Genomic DNA, 16267 nt, shown 5'->3' with positions numbered 1-16267 from the left:
ACAAAATGGCACGGTAAAAATTTATGTATTTAGACCCATCATTAATCACAAATTACGTCGATATTCAGGATTTGATACAAATAAATATGATTATCTTACTGATTAAGTACACTTTTTATACTATATGGATTGTTCCTGCTTACAGGCTCGCTATGACTTTCAAGTCATGGAGGAAGAATTTTTCATTTTATAGCGTACAAGAATTAGCGGAAGAAATAAAAACAATTGAGGGAAAAATTTCTGTTTTGATACCCGCAAGAAATTCGGAAAATTACATAACATCATCAATACTCTCAGCTTTTAATCAATCTGTACCTCCAAAGAGCATTTATATTCTAAATGACAATTCCACAGATAATACGATTAAAAAAGTTATGAATTTTATATCTCAAAAAAATGGAAAGCTCAAACGTGTAATCTACAAAGACAAATATATTTTAATATCATATGATGTAAAAAGAAGCGATGGAATTCAAGTTGAAATTAACGTAGTTGACTTTAAAGAACATATGGGAAAGCCTTCGATGATAAATGAAGTATTGCCTTCCCTCAATGATAAAGTGGACTATGTATTAATTCTCGATTCTGACACTATAATTGAAAGAAGGTATATAGAAAAAATGCTAGTTTTTCTGAATAGGGATAGTAAACTAGCAGGAGTCAATGGTACAATACTTCTTTGGAAGCCTGAAAAAGAAGGAAGGTTTTCCTGGTTCTTCGCTAAAGCCTTTAGAAATTTAGCATCGTTGTACTATCTTTTAACCCTGCGATTTTCCGAGACTGTATTTAATAGCGTAAATAGCTTAAATGGTAGTTGTTCTATTTACAAATTAAAACCCCTTTTAGAAATCGGCGGAATTCCTACAGATACATATGTAGAGGATTCTTCTACTAGCTGGCATCTCCAACTTTTAGGATATTCCGTAGCTTATATCCCTACAGCTTATTCTTTTACAGTCGATCCATCATCACCGAAAAGATTCTTTTCAAAAGTTCTCAGAATTACTGTGGGTATACAAAAACTTTTCCTTACAAGGCTTCCAAAGCTTATTAAAAAGAAAAAATACAACTTACTTTTGACCTCTATTTATACTAGCTTTGGAAGCCTTCCCTTTATTTTAATGATAGCTAATACTATTAACTCAATTATATTAGCTAGCTTAGGAATATATAGTTCAAGCATATTAGAAAAAATGTATGAAATATTTCAGTTTACACCAATTTCTATTATATTGCTAGCTTTTCTAAAATATCCGATAATCTATTTAATACTAAGTTATGTTACTGGGGTTTTAGAAGTAGTTGCCGCTTATTACTTTCTAAGGATCATTTATAAGGACGAAAAAATTATTAGAAACGCTCTTGACAGATCAAAAAGCGGTCTGATACTTGTGCCTCTTATATTATGGGTTCAATCATTTATAGCTCTTATAGCCTTTCCTATAACAGTATTTCAGATATTAGCAAAAAAGAAATTAAGCAAGTGGTAAGAATGCTTCGAAAAGCTATTATTATAGCTGTGTTGATTGTTGCTATTTTGACTATCGTATATTTTTCATTTGAGAAAGCTGAAGCTGAATCTCAGAGCTCATACATAACATTTAAAGGAGTGCCAAAACTTTACGGCAACTATGACACTGCGGTGATTATAAGATTAGATGACTTTGTTGCAGATCCTTATTATATTTCTCATGGATTTCCCGTCATTCCTGGAAAATCAACAAAAGCTTACCAGGAGTACGAACTAGATCTTATAAATTATTTAATAAATAATCATCCCGAAGCAAGACTGGTTTTTGGTATAGTAACTTCGGATAATTCGGGAGAAAACAATACATATATATGGAATTTGTACAGAGAGGTAGTTGAAGAGTATGGATGGGAAGCAGCATCGCATACCAGGTATCATCAACCGCCACCTAGAAATATAACTGACATATTAGGTAGTTTGAAAGATATAGAGGGTAATATAAGCGGATATACTGTACATACATACATTCCTCCTTACGGCAAAGTAACTAAAAATGAACTGTCTATATTGAGAGAGAATGGCATAAAAATCGTGATGAGTGATAAACCATATGAAATTACTTTGCCTAAAAATTGGTACGATGTTCATATAAGCCTAAAAATGAGTGACAGATTGCCTTGGATTGATATACTTAGGCTAGAGCTGAGTCTCGCAAAATATACAAAGAACGGTTGCATTATTATTTATACACATCCTACTTCGTTTGACTGGAAAGACCCCGAACAAATGATAAAAGCTTTTAATGAAATGCTAAATATAGTTGAAAAAGGTAATAATTGGATAACGACTCCATACGAACTTTATAGATATAGCGAAGAGCAGAGCTCAGTTTCTATAAAGGCCATAAACTCTACCTCTTTCTACGTGTACTTTGATAGAAAATTGAACTTTTCTAGCCAAGATATCTTGCCCGTTACTTTAGTTTTCCAAGTTTCAGGAAAAGTTACTGATGTTACTGCAAATGGAATACAGCTGCAAAAGTTAAATAGCTTTGGATACGTTCCGAAAGAAGGATATTTGATTCGTGGTAATTTACTTTACATTAATATTGTACCGCCTAAATCAATTAATATCGTGATCGATAAGTAAAATTTAAAATTAGGTAGCCTGAATTGCATGAACACGAATATTGCATAATTGGTGCAGGAAATATAGGTATTCTTCTGTCATATTTTCTGAGAAATGAGGATGTAGCAATTATTAAGAAAAATAATTCAGAAATAACTTATGTTAGATTATTAAATGGTGAAAAAAGCTGGGAGCAAAGGTTTGTTTCGTTTGAAATAGAAAACAAATTTTTTTGCAGAAAAGCTTTAATAGCAACAAAAGCTTACAATGTAGAAGAAGTTGTAAGTAAAATAAAAGGAAAAGCGGAAAATGTTTTTTCGTTCCAAAATGGGTTGGGCATAATAGAAATTCTTGTTAATAATTTTGGTGTGAAAAATTCGTTTGGTTCCTCAATAACGTATGGAGTCTCGTCTTGTGGCAAATACTGTACCGAGATTAAAGGTCTGGGTGAAATAATTGTAGGCCAGCTAGGTAAAAAATATGATGAAAATGTTCTATCTGAGTTTTCATATGCTATAAAAAAAGGTGGTGGAAACATAGAAGTTGTTGATGACATTATGCCTTATTTGTGGCTAAAAGCAATAATTAATTCTGCGATAAATCCAATAACTGCACTGCTTGGTAGTAAAAACAAAGCTGTTATAGAAAATGATTTTGCTCAGAGTCTGGCTTTAAAAACAATAAAAGAAGGTGAAAAGGTTGCAAGTGCTTTAGGCATTAAGCTTCCTTCAGATCCTGAAAAAATGCTATTTGAAATTGCAACAAAAACAGGAGAAAATTATAGCAGTATGCTACAAGACATAAAAAACAAAAAAAGAACAGAAATAGATTATATAAACGGCTATATAGCTCTCCAAGGAGAAAAACTTTCGTTGAACGTGGAAACAAACAAAACTCTCTATCTAATGGTAAAAGCTCTAGAAAAAGAGCTCTTTATTACTTAAACTTATTTCTATATATCTCTCTAAAAAAGATATCTCTTGCCGTTTTATTGCAAAAATTAATGAATTTGTTGATTGTTTTAGAAAATTTTTAAGTTATAAATAAGGTAAGTAAAAATATTTTATTATCTCTCCATATAAATAAATATTCTTATTTATTTTAAAACTGAGATAATTTAGCAAATTAGTTCCAATTTTAGAGCGGGGTGCTCTTTTTGGACGAAAAAATAACCATGAGAAAGTTCATAAAGAAGAAAGAGCTTAAGGAAAAAATCGTTATGATAACAGCGTATGACACACCATTTGCTAGAATTGCTGACAAAGCGGGTGTGGACTCTATTTTAGTCGGAGATTCATTAGCTATGGTAGTTTTAGGGATGGAAAATACCATTAACGTCTCTCTAAGAACAATGATAGATCACGTAAAAGCGGTAGCTAGAGCGAAGCCAAGAGCACTTATTGTGGGAGACATGCCATTTATGAGCTACGAAGTGAGCTCAAAACAAGCTCTTAAAAATGCATCCCTAATGATAAAAGGAGGAGCAGAGGCAGTTAAGCTTGAAGGAGGAGAAGAAATAATTGAACAGGTAAAAAGTCTTGTAAGAGCGGGGATCCCTGTCATGGGACATATTGGTTTGACACCGCAAAGATTTCTGAGGCTCGGAGGTTATAGGATGATCGGGAAAAAGCCGTTTGAAGAAGAACAACTACTAAGAGACGCCGAAGCACTTCAGGAAGCCGGTGTTTTTTCAATAGTAGTAGAATACACACTATCTGAAGTTGCAAGAAAAATTACAGAAAAGCTCTCAATACCGACAATTTGTATAGGTTCTGGTCCATATTGCGATGGACAAGTTTTAGTTCTTCACGACTTATTAGGTCTAACCGAAAAACCGCCTTCTTTTGCAAAAAAGTACGCAGATTTATCAAAAATCGCAGAAGAAGCAATAAGTAAATATGCAAGTGAAGTTAGAAATGGCATTTTTCCGGGAAAAGAACATTATACTTAAAAATTTTTAAGGGTATATTTTTCTTGACTCTATGATAGTTCCTGGTTTAAGTACACTGCCACCATTGATTAAAGACCCTTTTCCTAAAATTACACCTCTTTTAATATAGAATTCCCCAAGCCTTTTTGCTTCATGTGGGTCATAATTCAAAGTAACTACAAATGGCTTGAATGTCGCATTTTCCCCTAATATACTGTCAGTAACTAGACAGTTTGATCCTATAGTTACTCTAGGGCCTATATAGCTTCTTTTAACCTCTACTCCTGAACCCAGTACAGAGCTTTCTTCCAATGAAACATAGTTTCTAACTAAGCTATGCGCACCGATAAATGACCTCTTACCTATGTATACAGGTCCTTTGATAACTGTATAATGATCTATTACGGCACCATCTTCAATTAATACAGGACCTTCTAATACAGCAGTTGGGCTAACTTTTGCTTCTTTACTGATAAACTGACCAGAAATTTTTTGAAGGAGCATTTTCATGGCATTGAGAATAGACCAGGGGCTTGCGAATGAGACGTATTCCCCTGTGTAAATATAGAAGGGCGGATTAGTTTCATTTATAAGCTTTAATAATGCCTGATTATAATCTTTAATGCTTAAATCTATTTTTCTAAGTAAGAACTCTTTTTCTGAAACAATTATTCCTGAGAATATGTAGAAGGAGGATGCGTTATTTTTGATAAGATATGCCTTCTTCACATTACCCTCGACAAACTCAACATCTACGCCGATCTTCCATACAAGATCTTCTAACTTCTGACTTCCAGGTACAAGTGCAATCAGCATAGAGCTTCCTTTTTCGTTCCATTTATAAAGTAACTCTCTTATAAAGCCTTCATTTAATAAAAAGCTACCTAAAACTAGTATTATCTCCTGAGAATTTGAATTCTCGACTGCATTTTTTAATGAATTCAAGAAATCCAGTTTGCCTGTTTCTTCCAATTTCACCCTCTTTCCTATGAGTTCATATACTTCACTAGATATATTTGAATAATAGACAGACATGTCATTTATTCCTTCATTTTCAAATGACTCTATCACTCTAACTCCAATCGGTTTTCCCAATAATTTTAAATTAGGAAGAGGTTCTCCGCTTTCAGTTATTGGATAAACAGACTCTATCTCATTATGTGACAAATATATTAAAGAGACCATATTTCATCACTCCACTGTTACAGTTTTTGCTAAATTCCTAGGTTTGTCAGGGTCTAAACCCCTCACAACTGCAGTATAGTAAGAAAGAAGCTGGATCGGAGGAATAAGAGAATACGGTTCTAGAAGCAAATCAACTTTTGGAACAGTAATTGTCAATCTTGGTTGCAAATTTTCAAGCTTTTCCTCTGATGCTAAAGCAATAGTGTAAGCATCTCTAGCATTCATTTCTGCAATGTTGCTAGCTATTTCTTCATATGTATCTTTAGTAACTACAAAGAAAACAGGAAAGTCCTTCTCGATTAATGCTATTGGACCATGTTTAGACTCGCCGGCAGGATAAGCTTCAGCATGTATGTAGGTTATTTCTTTCATTTTAAGAGCAGCTTCATAAGCTAAAGGAACGCCTAAACCCCTACCTAAAAAGTAAATGCTATTTTTACTTGAAAACCTCTCTGGCAACTTTTTCATTATACCTTCAGTCATACTAATTGAGCTCCCTACAATATTGGGTGAATAGCTAAGTGTATTTATCATTTGATTATATTCTGTTTCATTTATCTTTCCAATCGATTTTCCAAGGTTTACTGCTAGCATACTTCCAACTAAAACCTGTGTAAGAAAAGTCTTGGTAGCTGCCACTCCGATCTCTGGCCCAGCTCGCATAGGTACTACGTAATCAGCTTCTCTTCCTATCGTGCTTCCTATGACGTTTGTGATCGCAAAAATCACTCCGCCTCTATTTTTTGAAGATCTCATTGCCTTAATTGTATCTATAGTTTCACCACTTTGACTTATGACTATAATTGCAGTGTCGTTATCTACTAAGTATTCAATATTTTTATATTCGGAGGATATAAACGTATAGACTGCTCTTCCTGTTATTTTTTCAATAAAATATTTAGTAACAAGACCAGCATGATAACTCGTCCCTGCCGCAGCTATAAATATCTTATCTTTTTTGGAAATAAGATCTGCTGCTTCAATTATCGTTTCATCGCTAATAAGTCCTTCAAATGTGCTTTTTAGCGCCAAGGGTTGCTCATATATTTCCTTTATCATATAATGAGGATAGCCTCCTTTTTTCGCCATTTCGGGCTTCCAATCAACAAGGATTTTTCTTTTCCTTATTTCGACGATGCCAGCCTTCAAGTTTTCAATAAATACTTCTCTGGGGGATAACCAACCAATATCACCATCATTTAATGGCACGAATTCATTTGTGTATTCCAGCATTGCAGGTATATCGCTTGCTAAAAAATTAGAAGATTTTGAAAGGCCTATTATAAGCGGACTCTCTTTTTTAGCAAAGAATATTTTTTCTGGTTCATAAGTAGTGACGACCGCCAATGCAAAGCTACCCTCAAGCATAGAAATTGATTTTTTGAATCCTTCGTAAAAATTGCTAGATGTACTTGCTAATTCTTCTATAAGATGTGCTACAACTTCAGTATCTGTATCGCTTTTGAAAGTATGACCTGAGTTTAATAGCATCTTTTTTAGGCTTAGAAAATTCTTTATTATTCCGTTGTGGACTAACGCTATGTCACCCTTGCAATCAGTGTGGGGATGGGCATTTATATTTGTAGGAGCTCCATGTGTAGCCCATCTTGTATGACCTATACCTATGCATCCAGGAGTAAGCAAAAATGAGTATTCTTTAGAAACATCATCTAGCTTTCCTTTACCTTTTTTTACTATAATTTTTCTAGTATTTTTATCTATTAGTGCAATTCCAACGCTATCGTAACCTCTATATTCGAGGGACTTAAGTCCTTTTGTAATTATTTCAGCGGCCTTAAACTCTGAGCAGTTATTATTAACATCAATCGCTACTCCAATTATTCCGCACAATATGAACACCGCTAAAATTTCTAATGTTCTTAACAAGTTTTTAATAATATATTTCTATTTAATTTAAAAAGTTACCCTAAAAATTTTTTATCTCTAGCTATAGTTTTAAACTAATATTGTGCTTGAATTTAGTAATTGGCAAAATATTTATAAAAATTTATTTAAACTATTATAGTCATCTATAAAGAATTTTCACAAATTTAGGTGTTAAGAAATGGGAGAAGTTTTTGAAAACAGCGTAATAAAAGAAATTATTAATAGATATAAATTTATTTGGAGCATTGACTATGCAATGGGTCTTTTGGAATGGGACATGGAAACTTATATGCCAAAAGAGGGCATTATAGAAAGAAGTATTGCGAATAGACATCTCTCCGTCTTAGAGCATAGGCTTCTTCTAGATCCAGAGCTTGTATCATTAGTAGAAAAGGCAAAAAGCATCGAAACGCTAAACGATTATGAAAAAGGCGTAGTAAGAGTTCTCGACAGAGAAATTACAAAAGCCAAAAAGATACCAGAGTCTCTAATTGCGGAATTAAGAGAGGTAACTATAAGAGCACATGAAGCATGGGTTACTTCTAGAGAAAAGAATGATTTTAGTATATTTAAACCATATCTAGAGAAGATTGTTGAGCTTGAGAAAAGGATGGCAGATTATCTGGGATATGTTGAGCATCCATACGATGCCTTAATAGACTACTATGAAGAAGGCTGGACTACAAAAGATGTAGAAAGAATGTATGATTCCATTATTCCTGAACTGAAATCTATTCTAGAAAAAGTAATGAGCGATAGCAGATATCCAAAATGTCATTATCTAGAAAGCTACAAATATGATATTACAAAAGCTGTAGAAATCAATAACAGGTTACTCGATATACTAGGATTTCCAAGAACTAGAGCTAGAATTGATGTTTCTGAACATCCATTTACTATAAACTTTGGAATAAGAGATGCCAGAATAACTACTCGTTATGAAGGCTACGATATTAAGAGGACCATATATTCTGCAGTACATGAATTCGGACATGCAACTTATGAATTACAGATCGATGAATCTCTTTCCGGAACTCCACTTGCCAGAGGAGTAAGCATGGGAATTCATGAAAGTCAATCTAGATTTTGGGAAAATGTTGTAGGAAGAAATTTTGCATTCACAAAAATTGTTGGAAGTCTGATTAGAGAATACTTCCCAGAACTGAAAAACTTTAGCGATGAAGATATTTATTATTACATAAATACTGTTAAACCTAGCTTAATTAGAGTAGATGCTGACGAACTTACTTACAACTTCCACGTAGCTTTAAGATTTAGGATAGAAAAAATGCTAATAGGAAATGAGATAAAAGTTTCTGATGTTCCAGACATATGGAATAATACTATGGAAGAGTACCTTGGAATTAGACCTAAGGATTACAAAAGCGGTGTACTTCAGGATATACATTGGAGTCAGGGAAGCATAGGATATTTCCCGACGTACAGTTTAGGTACTATAATATCTGCTCAGGTCGGATACGCGATTGAGAAAGATCTAGGCAAAAAGCTTGGAGATATAATTGACAGCAGAAATTTTGCAGAAATTAAAGAATGGCTTAAAAGAAAAATCCATAGATTTGGCGCAACATATGCTCCTAAAGAGCTGATAAGACGCAATCTAAATGAAGATGTAAATCCTGAATACTATATAAGCTATCTCAAAAATAAATATCTTTAAAAAATTTATCTTTTTTTCTTTTTCTGATTTTTCTCGTAATGCAGTTCAATTGTTTTTATCATCTTTTTTGTGTATTGAAGTATTGATATAAAAAGAGGAAAAAGTATTAGTATAGAAACTACTAAACCTATAGGAAAGCCAAACCTATACAAAAATAACGAATATAGAGCTAAAGAAGAAAGCAACCATGCGATGTAAGCAACGAGGTTGAAAAATCTTAGCTGGGCTATTTTTTTGGGATGAGATTCAAGTTCATTTTGATAATAAGCAACTAGCAACAGTATTAAGCTAAAGAAACCAAACAGTGATTGATAAATCTTTATAGAATTTCCAAATATGTTTACAAATTCGCTATATAACGGAGAATTAGAAGACATAATAAAGAACATTGCTAAAAATAAAATACTCAGCCCCCACATTATATTGCTAATTCTCATATCAGATAACCCGTTAGAAATCTCTTACCCTTTTGTATATATAAGCTAGTTTATAAACATATTAAGTTAATTGGTGTTATTAAAAGTACACAAATTTTACATTTCTTTCTTTTGCCTTTTTTTCAATTTCTTCTCTAAATTCTCTTGTACCTATTTTCTTTTCTGCATATACAGAATTTATTCCTTCATAATTCTTATCATAAATCTGATCTAGTACAAAAGAATCAATTCCTTCTTTAATGGCATACTTAGGAACAAGATGCCCAAAGCATACATTATTTTCTATACTAATTTTTGTATGCCGTTCGCTGTAATGACCTCCTCCAAATCCTATAGCTTTTTCGCAATCAGGCAACCTGTCTTCTTTTAAAAGCATATAAGCATCATATACTGCCTCAGCCATTAATTTCTGCAGTTCTTTATCCTTCCACTCTTTTTCTGAGCTTCCTATTTCAACATAAACCAATGGACGAGTTATATTTGTTGGTCCATGGTGAGTAGCTTCATAAGATACTTTCATCTTTTCAGCTAGCCCGTAATAGCTTACGAGAGAATGTATTTTCTTTATAAGAAATCCAGACAGCCTTGGAAAAGAAACGCTTATTTCTCGAGGCCTTCCACCAAGCAGTGCTTTAGAGGTGAGATTTCCCGTATGATGAACAGTTAAACAGGGGATCCCTGCCTCACTCATGTGCATAGAAAGAACGATGAAAGCATTATATTCTTTAAAATCTTCTAAAAAGGAAAACTCAACGTCATTTACATCAAATCCTTTTATTTCAATTTCACTGCCGCTTATTTTTTTCAATTCTTCAGCCATTCCAACTCCTGCAGGATCTTGGTAACTGAATGTTACGAGGGCTCTCATTTTTTATCAGCTTTTATTTAAGTTTAATTTTAGTTATGAATAAAAATAATCACTAACAAAAAATAAATTTGATGTATAAAATGATTGAAGGTTTTATTGTTGAATATAAAAATACTTATTGGATAATCAGATCTTACTATGATTTTGGGGATTATTTATTTGCAATTCCACGTTATGTTTTTGACATGAACAGAACAATCAAGGAAGTTAAAGAAGCAATAGAATTCGTAAGCACTTATTATCCTGAGAAGTTGCAAGAATGCAAGTGTTTTGGAAGAAAGGTTCCATTCCTTAAGAAAAGTGAAGTTGGCAGAGTTTTAGATCCTAGATCAGTAGCCTTGGAGGTTTCAAATCCGCTGCACAAAAAAGCTATGAAATTACTTTCAGAGCTGAGAGAACACACAAATAGCGTTGATATAGGTATAACGGGCGGGATTCTTGTAGGGAAGAGAACCAGTGATATTGATGTAATCGTTTATGGCAGAAAGACGTGCGAGGAAGTTTACAAATTTCTTATGGAAAGTAAAACTCTAGAAAAATATGGTAGAAATGAAGTATTGAACCTACTAGAAAATAGAAGAGAAAAATACTATAATGAATTAATTGTCAAAAGAGAGATGGAAAAAATTTTGCAAGGTAAATTTGAAGGGGTGGATGTATATATAAGATTAGTTCCTTATACACCTGAATGCCCACAAAAGTGCACTAGAAGCATCGAAAAATTAGGCACTATAACAACAAATGTTACAATTACTGATTCCTCCTTATCCTATTTATATCCATGTTCATATAGGGCATTTGATAATAAAAGCAGAAAAGAAATAACAATTACATCTGATAGAGGAAGATTTTGCGAGATTTTAAAACCTGGAGATTTTGCATTTGTAAGGGGAGAACTGGAAAGAGTCAATGACGAAGGAAAAACTTTCTTGCAACTGTATTTGTGGGATAATGAGCATTTTTTGCTTCCGATTGAAAAGCAATAGGGTGATCCAGCTTTGGCTTGGAAAAAAATTGCAATTGATAGGCTGATAAAAAATTTAGATAATATAGATAAAACATATACAGAGTCTATAGCAGTATTAAACAAGCTAACAAATCACCCTTTTTTTCTAGGAGTATATTTAGATACTGAGCATCTCAAGGGTACTGCCAGGCTTTTCCCTGGTAGTTATATTTATTCTTTAATTGAAAAGAAAAAAGTTAAAGCTGGCGATATAATTACTTTGAATTATTCTAATTCATTTGATGAGATCTTTCAGCTTTTCTATTTAAAAAAGTTAAAAATCGTTAAGGGAAAAAAGGTCCCCCCTCATACAAATCGTAGCTATTTTCTTATCCCTACGACTATCGAGGAAATAACTTTGAAAGATGGGTTGATTTACTTAAAGCTTTCAATAGAAGAAAATGTATGGATAAAAATTGAAAATCTGCTTCCTCCATATAGACCTGTAAATTTACTGATTGAGACTATAATAAGTCATAGCAGGCTGTATTTAGGAATTTCCGATAGTGAGGAAATAAATTACATCAAAAGATTACTCTCTAATATAAGGAGGACAACTGAGAATGAGAGACTTCTTTCATATATCAAATTTATAGAGGAGATGATAGAGGGGTATGAAAAAAATTGAAAGAAAAATGATCGATGATGTGAAATTTTCTATCTCTTTATCTATGATGCTTGAGCCAACTGGATGGGGAATAGGAGGAAATGTATCTAGGATGAAAGATCATCTTGATAAGACGCTACAGGATTACATATATATAGGATTTCTATCAGGTGATATTTTAATAGACAATATATTGAGATTTAATTCTGATTTAGGAGAGGGTTTTCTAAAATCAATGAAAAGCATAATAGAAAAGACGGGAACCAATACAAGTTTTGGAACGGTGTTTTTAATCTTTTTTAATGCTGCGTCAATAATCTTAAAAAACAAAAGAGACTTAAATGAAATTGGGGAAGGTGCTTTTTCATATCTTATTTCAATCAAGCCGAGTATTTACTTCAAATCTTTGATGCTTACTAACTCGAGTTTTCTGCATAGATTCTCATCCTCTCTTTATCCATCACTCACAGATGTTTTCACCAATTATGAAAAGTGGGATGATAAAAAACTCATAGACTTTCTTAGACTGAACATATTTGATCCTGTTAGCCAAGAAGCATCAACATGCTTTACAAACTCCATAAGAGAAGCTGAAAAGCTTATAAAAGAAGAGCACTGTTCTATCCCTACATCGGAAGAAATTGATAAGCTTTTTCGCAGTTTTTGTTGTAAATATAACGATTATATAGTCTATAGGAAGTACGGATTAGAACGCTCGGAAAGTTGTGCAAGAAGTTGTTGCGAAGAAAAAAGTCCTGATGAACTATGCTCTATGGGATCTTTATCGGATCTCGTCGCCTTAACATTATTTTTTTATTTTTATAAATGCAAATCAAATAATATAATGAGAAAATCTAACTTTCCCCAATTCTGATCTTCAAATAGAAACTTTTCAAATTACCTATAGCTAAACTTGGAATGAGAAAAAATGAAAGCAAAAAAGACGCTCAAAGATTTTTTGAAGGGCGAAAAGGAAGAAGAAACACATAATGATGAGATAGAGGAAATCATCAAAAGAATGGATATTTTAGAAATGAAGGTTTCTGAACTGGAAAAAAAGATCGAAGAACTGAGGGAAAAAATTAATGAAATTGAAAACGTATTTGGAAGAAGCAAGGAAGCATCTGGAAAAATAGAACAGATAAACATGCTTTTAGATAAACTAAGAAACAAAGGTTATTTAAAAGAATCAGAAGATCTTGCTAGAGTAAAAGATAAAGATTTCGTAGCAGATAGAATAAAGAAGTTAGGTGCTATAGAAGTTATCGGGACCAAGGATAGATATTTAATCTACCCCAGAAAATGGAAAGAATTTTTAGAAAAACTTTCAAGCATTAGCGATAGTGATCCTTCAAGCGCGGCTGAAAAGATTGGGGATCTTAAGGAGCTCTTTTTTGAGCTTTTAAAAGAAGGTTTGATTTACTTTGATGCAAAGAATAGAAAGTGGAAGAGCATAAGCTGATCCTTATATGGATTCTACTTTATTTCCTTTATGCAAAAAGAATTTTGTTCCTTTAATTTTATATTTCAACATATAAATGACTTCTTCGGAGTCTTCATGAACTTCACATATATTACAACCTGAGTCTCTCAGCTCAAGGATTTTCTTTACTTTCCACTCTTCTATTTTATCTATGTTATTAGGTCTGAAAATGATCTTTATCTCTTTCAACTCAACGCCAAAACTAGAAAGCTCCTGTGTCGTTTTCTTTCTAACTCTCTCCGGTCTTCCAGTTACTATAACAATTTTTCCTACTTTCTTTTTCTCCTCAAGCAATTTTATTCCGAGTTCCCTTGGTTTATCAAAAGCCATTAATCTATCAGAATAGAAATCTTCTTTATTTTCATTTAATCCGTATTTTTCAATTCTTTCGGTATTATCAATAATTACTCCATCGATGTCAAATATAATGCAACAATCCAATTGAGACATCATATTATTTTTGAATTAAGAGCTTGAAATATTTTTTGGAAAAATCATCGTGAAGTGTGAATAGTCGTCTTCTATAGCAATTCCTCCAATTTTAAAAAAGATGATACCACTTATGCAACAAGCAAAAGCATCCGAAAGTCCTTTATTCAGTGAAGTGCCTAATAGCTTTTCTGAAAGTTGTTTTGTGTTACTATAGCCAAGAATTTTTGAAGCGGTATATGGATGAGTTTCAAAAATAACCAGTTCTTTATACTTTGATAAAAGCTGATGAGACAACAATTCGCCTCTTTGGCCAAGTTCTTTTATTGACTTAAAAGAAAGAGGAAGAAGCTTTCCGCCCAATTTAAGAGCTATTAAATCCATGGATCTAAATTTTACTCCACTTTCTGAAAAGAGGGGGGAATCAAATAGAACGTATATCTTCGTTCTTTTTTTCAATCCGTATAAGCTATCAATAATGTTAATTATCTCTTCATTCTTGTGAATGGTGAAGAAATTAAAAGTACGGCTTAAAGAGAAAAATATACAGATTGGAGAAGGTTTGTTCTCTTTAGCAGATAAATCTATACCAATAAATATTTTATCTTTTTCTTGGCTTAAGGACATCAGTCGGTGCGCCTGGAATATTTTCTAAATATTTCTTCAGTACAGAAGGTATTGCGACATTTCCCTCTTCATCTTGAAAGTTTTCTACTATTGCAGAAATAGCCCTAGTTGTTGGAATTCCAGTGCCATTTAATGTATGAAGGTACTCTCTTCTTCCATCGCTTGCTTTGATATACGTTAAGTTAGCCCTAAAAGCCTGCCAATCCAAAACCTGGCTAATGCTAGCAATTTCTCTATATTTTCCTTGTGCGGGCATCCAAACTTCAATATCGTATTTCTTTGCAGCAGGCAATCCAAGCTCGCCACTCACCACATTAACTACTCTATATGGTAGACCTAAGCCTTGAAGTATTTCTTCAGTATTTGCTACCATTTCATCTAAGAATTTCCAGCTATTATCGGGATGGGCAAACACAAATTGCTCAACTTTATGAAACTGATGGACTCTGAAAATTCCTTTTAAATCTCTATTGCCTGCGCCTGCTTCTCTTCTAAAGCAAGGACTCCAACCAACAAGTTTAAGGGGAAGATCTTGCTCCCTTATCGGATTATCATATGCAAGTCCCATTAATGGGTGCTCAGCAGTTCCTATAAGATTGAGATCTTCGTTTTCAATTTTGTATATCATGTCTTTAAAAGAAGAATAGTCCAAAGCTCCTTCTAAAACTTCTGTTCTAAGCATATAAGGAGGTATTATCGGAATGAATCCTTTTCTAGTTATAACATCTAACGCATAAAGGCTAATAGCAAAATCTAACCATACTATATCTCCAATAAGATAGAAAAACCTGGATCCAGCTACCTTAGCTGCCTGATTTGTATCTGCCATATTTAAAACTTTTTCCAACATATCAGCGTGTCCTATAAAACTCTTGTTTTCTACAAGATCAAAATCTACTTTAAATCCCCACTTTTCGGTTTGTTTTTTGAATTCCTCAAGCTTGTCAGTAGTGACTTTTGGCCTGCCCCAAAATTTAACTGGCAAGTTATCTTCATCTGAAGTGCCATAAGGTACGTCTGGTGCTAAAATGTTCGGAAGTTTTTTCAACGAATCATACCAATTTCTCTCAGCTTCGCTTACTTCTTTTTCTTTTTCCTCTAAAAGTTGAAGAATTTCCTTAGCCTTTCTCAGCAGTTCATTCTTTTTTTCTTGATTATTCTCTTTAGATAGTTCCTTTGTTAGGGAGTTGTGTTCTCTTCTTAAATTTTCTACTTCCCTAAGCTTACTTCTATATGCCTTATCTATTTCAATAGCCTCTCTCACAATGCTTTCGTCTAGACCCCTTCTCTTTACCATTTGCATGTATTCATCAGGGTTATTTCTAAGATATTCTAGCACAGTCCATTTAGGCATTTATTTACACCTCGTTCTCTTCCCATAGAACAAAGAAATGCCCAATGTATTAAATTTTGTTCATTTAATATCCCGGGAAGAGATAAGTTTTATCCTTATTAAATTAATATTTATAAAAACAACTCTTTTTAAGTTAAACTTTTGTTTTTTTCTTAAAGAATAAGAATTTTAGATGTT

Annotated in this window: 16 protein-coding genes; 9 read left to right on the top strand and 7 right to left on the bottom strand. The window is 33.2% G+C overall.

Annotation, left to right across the window (positions count from 1 at the left end; all coding sequences use genetic code 11):
• Positions 1–23: 23 nt before the first annotated feature.
• From ACP5SL_RS01255 to panB, 4 genes are all read left to right on the top strand, one after another.
• Positions 24–1490 carry a glycosyltransferase gene (locus ACP5SL_RS01255; protein WP_428228064.1) on the top strand — a complete coding sequence of 489 codons (1467 nt, stop codon included), beginning with the start codon at positions 24–26 and terminating at the stop codon, positions 1488–1490.
• A gap of 2 nt (positions 1491–1492) precedes the next feature.
• Complete coding sequence (locus tag ACP5SL_RS01250) at positions 1493–2620, top strand: hypothetical protein (RefSeq protein ID WP_428228063.1); 1128 nt, start codon at positions 1493–1495, stop codon at positions 2618–2620.
• A 23-nt stretch (positions 2621–2643) separates the two neighbouring features.
• Positions 2644–3543, top strand: a complete 900-nt coding sequence (locus tag ACP5SL_RS01245; protein WP_193803822.1) for a ketopantoate reductase family protein — start codon at positions 2644–2646, stop codon at positions 3541–3543.
• Positions 3544–3773: 230 nt separating this feature from the next.
• Positions 3774–4550 carry a 3-methyl-2-oxobutanoate hydroxymethyltransferase gene (gene panB / locus ACP5SL_RS01240; protein ID WP_148683855.1) on the top strand — a complete coding sequence of 259 codons (777 nt, stop codon included), beginning with the start codon at positions 3774–3776 and terminating at the stop codon, positions 4548–4550.
• Positions 4551–4556: 6 nt separating this feature from the next.
• Here the strand turns inward: panB and ACP5SL_RS01235 are convergent, their stop codons facing one another.
• The gene (locus tag ACP5SL_RS01235; protein WP_014558176.1) at positions 4557–5714 is read right to left on the bottom strand and encodes a DapH/DapD/GlmU-related protein; all 1158 of its coding nucleotides are present in this window, start codon (positions 5712–5714) and stop codon (positions 4557–4559) included.
• 6 nt (positions 5715–5720) lie between these two features.
• Positions 5721–7565, bottom strand: coding sequence for a glutamine--fructose-6-phosphate transaminase (isomerizing) (glmS, locus tag ACP5SL_RS01230; protein WP_428228062.1), 1845 nt, complete (start codon positions 7563–7565; stop codon positions 5721–5723).
• 214 nt (positions 7566–7779) lie between these two features.
• Between glmS and ACP5SL_RS01225 the strand changes: the two genes are divergently transcribed.
• Positions 7780–9279 (top strand): carboxypeptidase M32, encoded by a 1500-nt coding sequence (locus ACP5SL_RS01225; RefSeq protein WP_014558174.1) that lies wholly within the window; start codon positions 7780–7782, stop codon positions 9277–9279.
• A 5-nt stretch (positions 9280–9284) separates the two neighbouring features.
• Here the strand turns inward: ACP5SL_RS01225 and ACP5SL_RS01220 are convergent, their stop codons facing one another.
• Both ACP5SL_RS01220 and ACP5SL_RS01215 read right to left on the bottom strand, forming a co-directional pair.
• Positions 9285–9716, bottom strand: coding sequence for a hypothetical protein (locus tag ACP5SL_RS01220; protein ID WP_014558173.1), 432 nt, complete (start codon positions 9714–9716; stop codon positions 9285–9287).
• Between the two features lie 79 nt (positions 9717–9795).
• Positions 9796–10584, bottom strand: coding sequence for a D-aminoacyl-tRNA deacylase (locus ACP5SL_RS01215; protein ID WP_014558172.1), 789 nt, complete (start codon positions 10582–10584; stop codon positions 9796–9798).
• 80 nt (positions 10585–10664) lie between these two features.
• Between ACP5SL_RS01215 and ACP5SL_RS01210 the strand changes: the two genes are divergently transcribed.
• The 4 genes from ACP5SL_RS01210 to ACP5SL_RS01195 are packed head-to-tail and all read left to right on the top strand — an operon-like array spanning position 10665 to position 13659.
• Positions 10665–11570, top strand: coding sequence for a hypothetical protein (locus tag ACP5SL_RS01210; protein ID WP_272985309.1), 906 nt, complete (start codon positions 10665–10667; stop codon positions 11568–11570).
• A gap of 12 nt (positions 11571–11582) precedes the next feature.
• Positions 11583–12218 carry a hypothetical protein gene (locus ACP5SL_RS01205; protein ID WP_428228061.1) on the top strand — a complete coding sequence of 212 codons (636 nt, stop codon included), beginning with the start codon at positions 11583–11585 and terminating at the stop codon, positions 12216–12218.
• A complete protein-coding gene (locus tag ACP5SL_RS01200; protein ID WP_428228060.1) occupies positions 12205–13071 on the top strand; it encodes a hypothetical protein in 867 nt (288 codons plus the stop codon). The genes ACP5SL_RS01205 and ACP5SL_RS01200 overlap by 14 nt, the downstream gene beginning before the upstream one ends.
• Before the next feature lie 54 nt (positions 13072–13125).
• A complete protein-coding gene (locus ACP5SL_RS01195) occupies positions 13126–13659 on the top strand; it encodes a hypothetical protein (RefSeq protein ID WP_014558168.1) in 534 nt (177 codons plus the stop codon).
• 3 nt (positions 13660–13662) lie between these two features.
• Here the strand turns inward: ACP5SL_RS01195 and ACP5SL_RS01190 are convergent, their stop codons facing one another.
• From ACP5SL_RS01190 to serS, 3 genes are read right to left on the bottom strand one after another with little or no spacing between them, the layout of a single operon-like run.
• On the bottom strand, positions 13663–14121 hold the full coding sequence (locus tag ACP5SL_RS01190; protein ID WP_148683680.1) for an HAD family acid phosphatase: 459 nt from the start codon (positions 14119–14121) through the stop codon (positions 13663–13665).
• Between the two features lie 24 nt (positions 14122–14145).
• Positions 14146–14736, bottom strand: a complete 591-nt coding sequence (locus ACP5SL_RS01185) for a hypothetical protein (protein ID WP_014558166.1) — start codon at positions 14734–14736, stop codon at positions 14146–14148.
• Positions 14711–16090 (bottom strand): serine--tRNA ligase, encoded by a 1380-nt coding sequence (gene serS, locus ACP5SL_RS01180; RefSeq protein ID WP_014558165.1) that lies wholly within the window; start codon positions 16088–16090, stop codon positions 14711–14713. The genes ACP5SL_RS01185 and serS overlap by 26 nt, the downstream gene beginning before the upstream one ends.
• Between the last annotated feature and the right edge of the window lie 177 nt (positions 16091–16267).

This window comes from Fervidicoccus sp., assembly GCF_049967375.1.
Classification (GTDB): Archaea; Thermoproteota; Thermoprotei_A; order Sulfolobales; family Fervidicoccaceae; genus Fervidicoccus; species Fervidicoccus fontis.
The sequence above is the reverse complement of the archived record's forward strand: the minus strand, read 5'-3'. Positions and strand labels throughout refer to the sequence as shown.

Excerpts from the sequence above, each read along its gene's own strand:
- panB (WP_148683855.1), top strand. The coding sequence starts at position 3,774 with ATGAGAAAGTTCATAAAGAAGAAAGAGCTTAAGGAAAAAATCGTTATG.
- serS (WP_014558165.1), bottom strand. The coding sequence starts at position 16,090 with ATGCCTAAATGGACTGTGCTAGAATATCTTAGAAATAACCCTGATGAA.
- ACP5SL_RS01235 (WP_014558176.1), bottom strand. The coding sequence starts at position 5,714 with ATGGTCTCTTTAATATATTTGTCACATAATGAGATAGAGTCTGTTTAT.
- ACP5SL_RS01225 (WP_014558174.1), top strand. The coding sequence starts at position 7,780 with ATGGGAGAAGTTTTTGAAAACAGCGTAATAAAAGAAATTATTAATAGA.
- ACP5SL_RS01215 (WP_014558172.1), bottom strand. The coding sequence starts at position 10,584 with ATGAGAGCCCTCGTAACATTCAGTTACCAAGATCCTGCAGGAGTTGGA.
- ACP5SL_RS01220 (WP_014558173.1), bottom strand. The coding sequence starts at position 9,716 with ATGAGAATTAGCAATATAATGTGGGGGCTGAGTATTTTATTTTTAGCA.
- ACP5SL_RS01255 (WP_428228064.1), top strand. The coding sequence starts at position 24 with ATGTATTTAGACCCATCATTAATCACAAATTACGTCGATATTCAGGAT.
- ACP5SL_RS01210 (WP_272985309.1), top strand. The coding sequence starts at position 10,665 with ATGATTGAAGGTTTTATTGTTGAATATAAAAATACTTATTGGATAATC.
- ACP5SL_RS01200 (WP_428228060.1), top strand. The coding sequence starts at position 12,205 with ATGAAAAAAATTGAAAGAAAAATGATCGATGATGTGAAATTTTCTATC.
- ACP5SL_RS01250 (WP_428228063.1), top strand. The coding sequence starts at position 1,493 with ATGCTTCGAAAAGCTATTATTATAGCTGTGTTGATTGTTGCTATTTTG.
- ACP5SL_RS01185 (WP_014558166.1), bottom strand. The coding sequence starts at position 14,736 with ATGTCCTTAAGCCAAGAAAAAGATAAAATATTTATTGGTATAGATTTA.
- ACP5SL_RS01195 (WP_014558168.1), top strand. The coding sequence starts at position 13,126 with ATGAAAGCAAAAAAGACGCTCAAAGATTTTTTGAAGGGCGAAAAGGAA.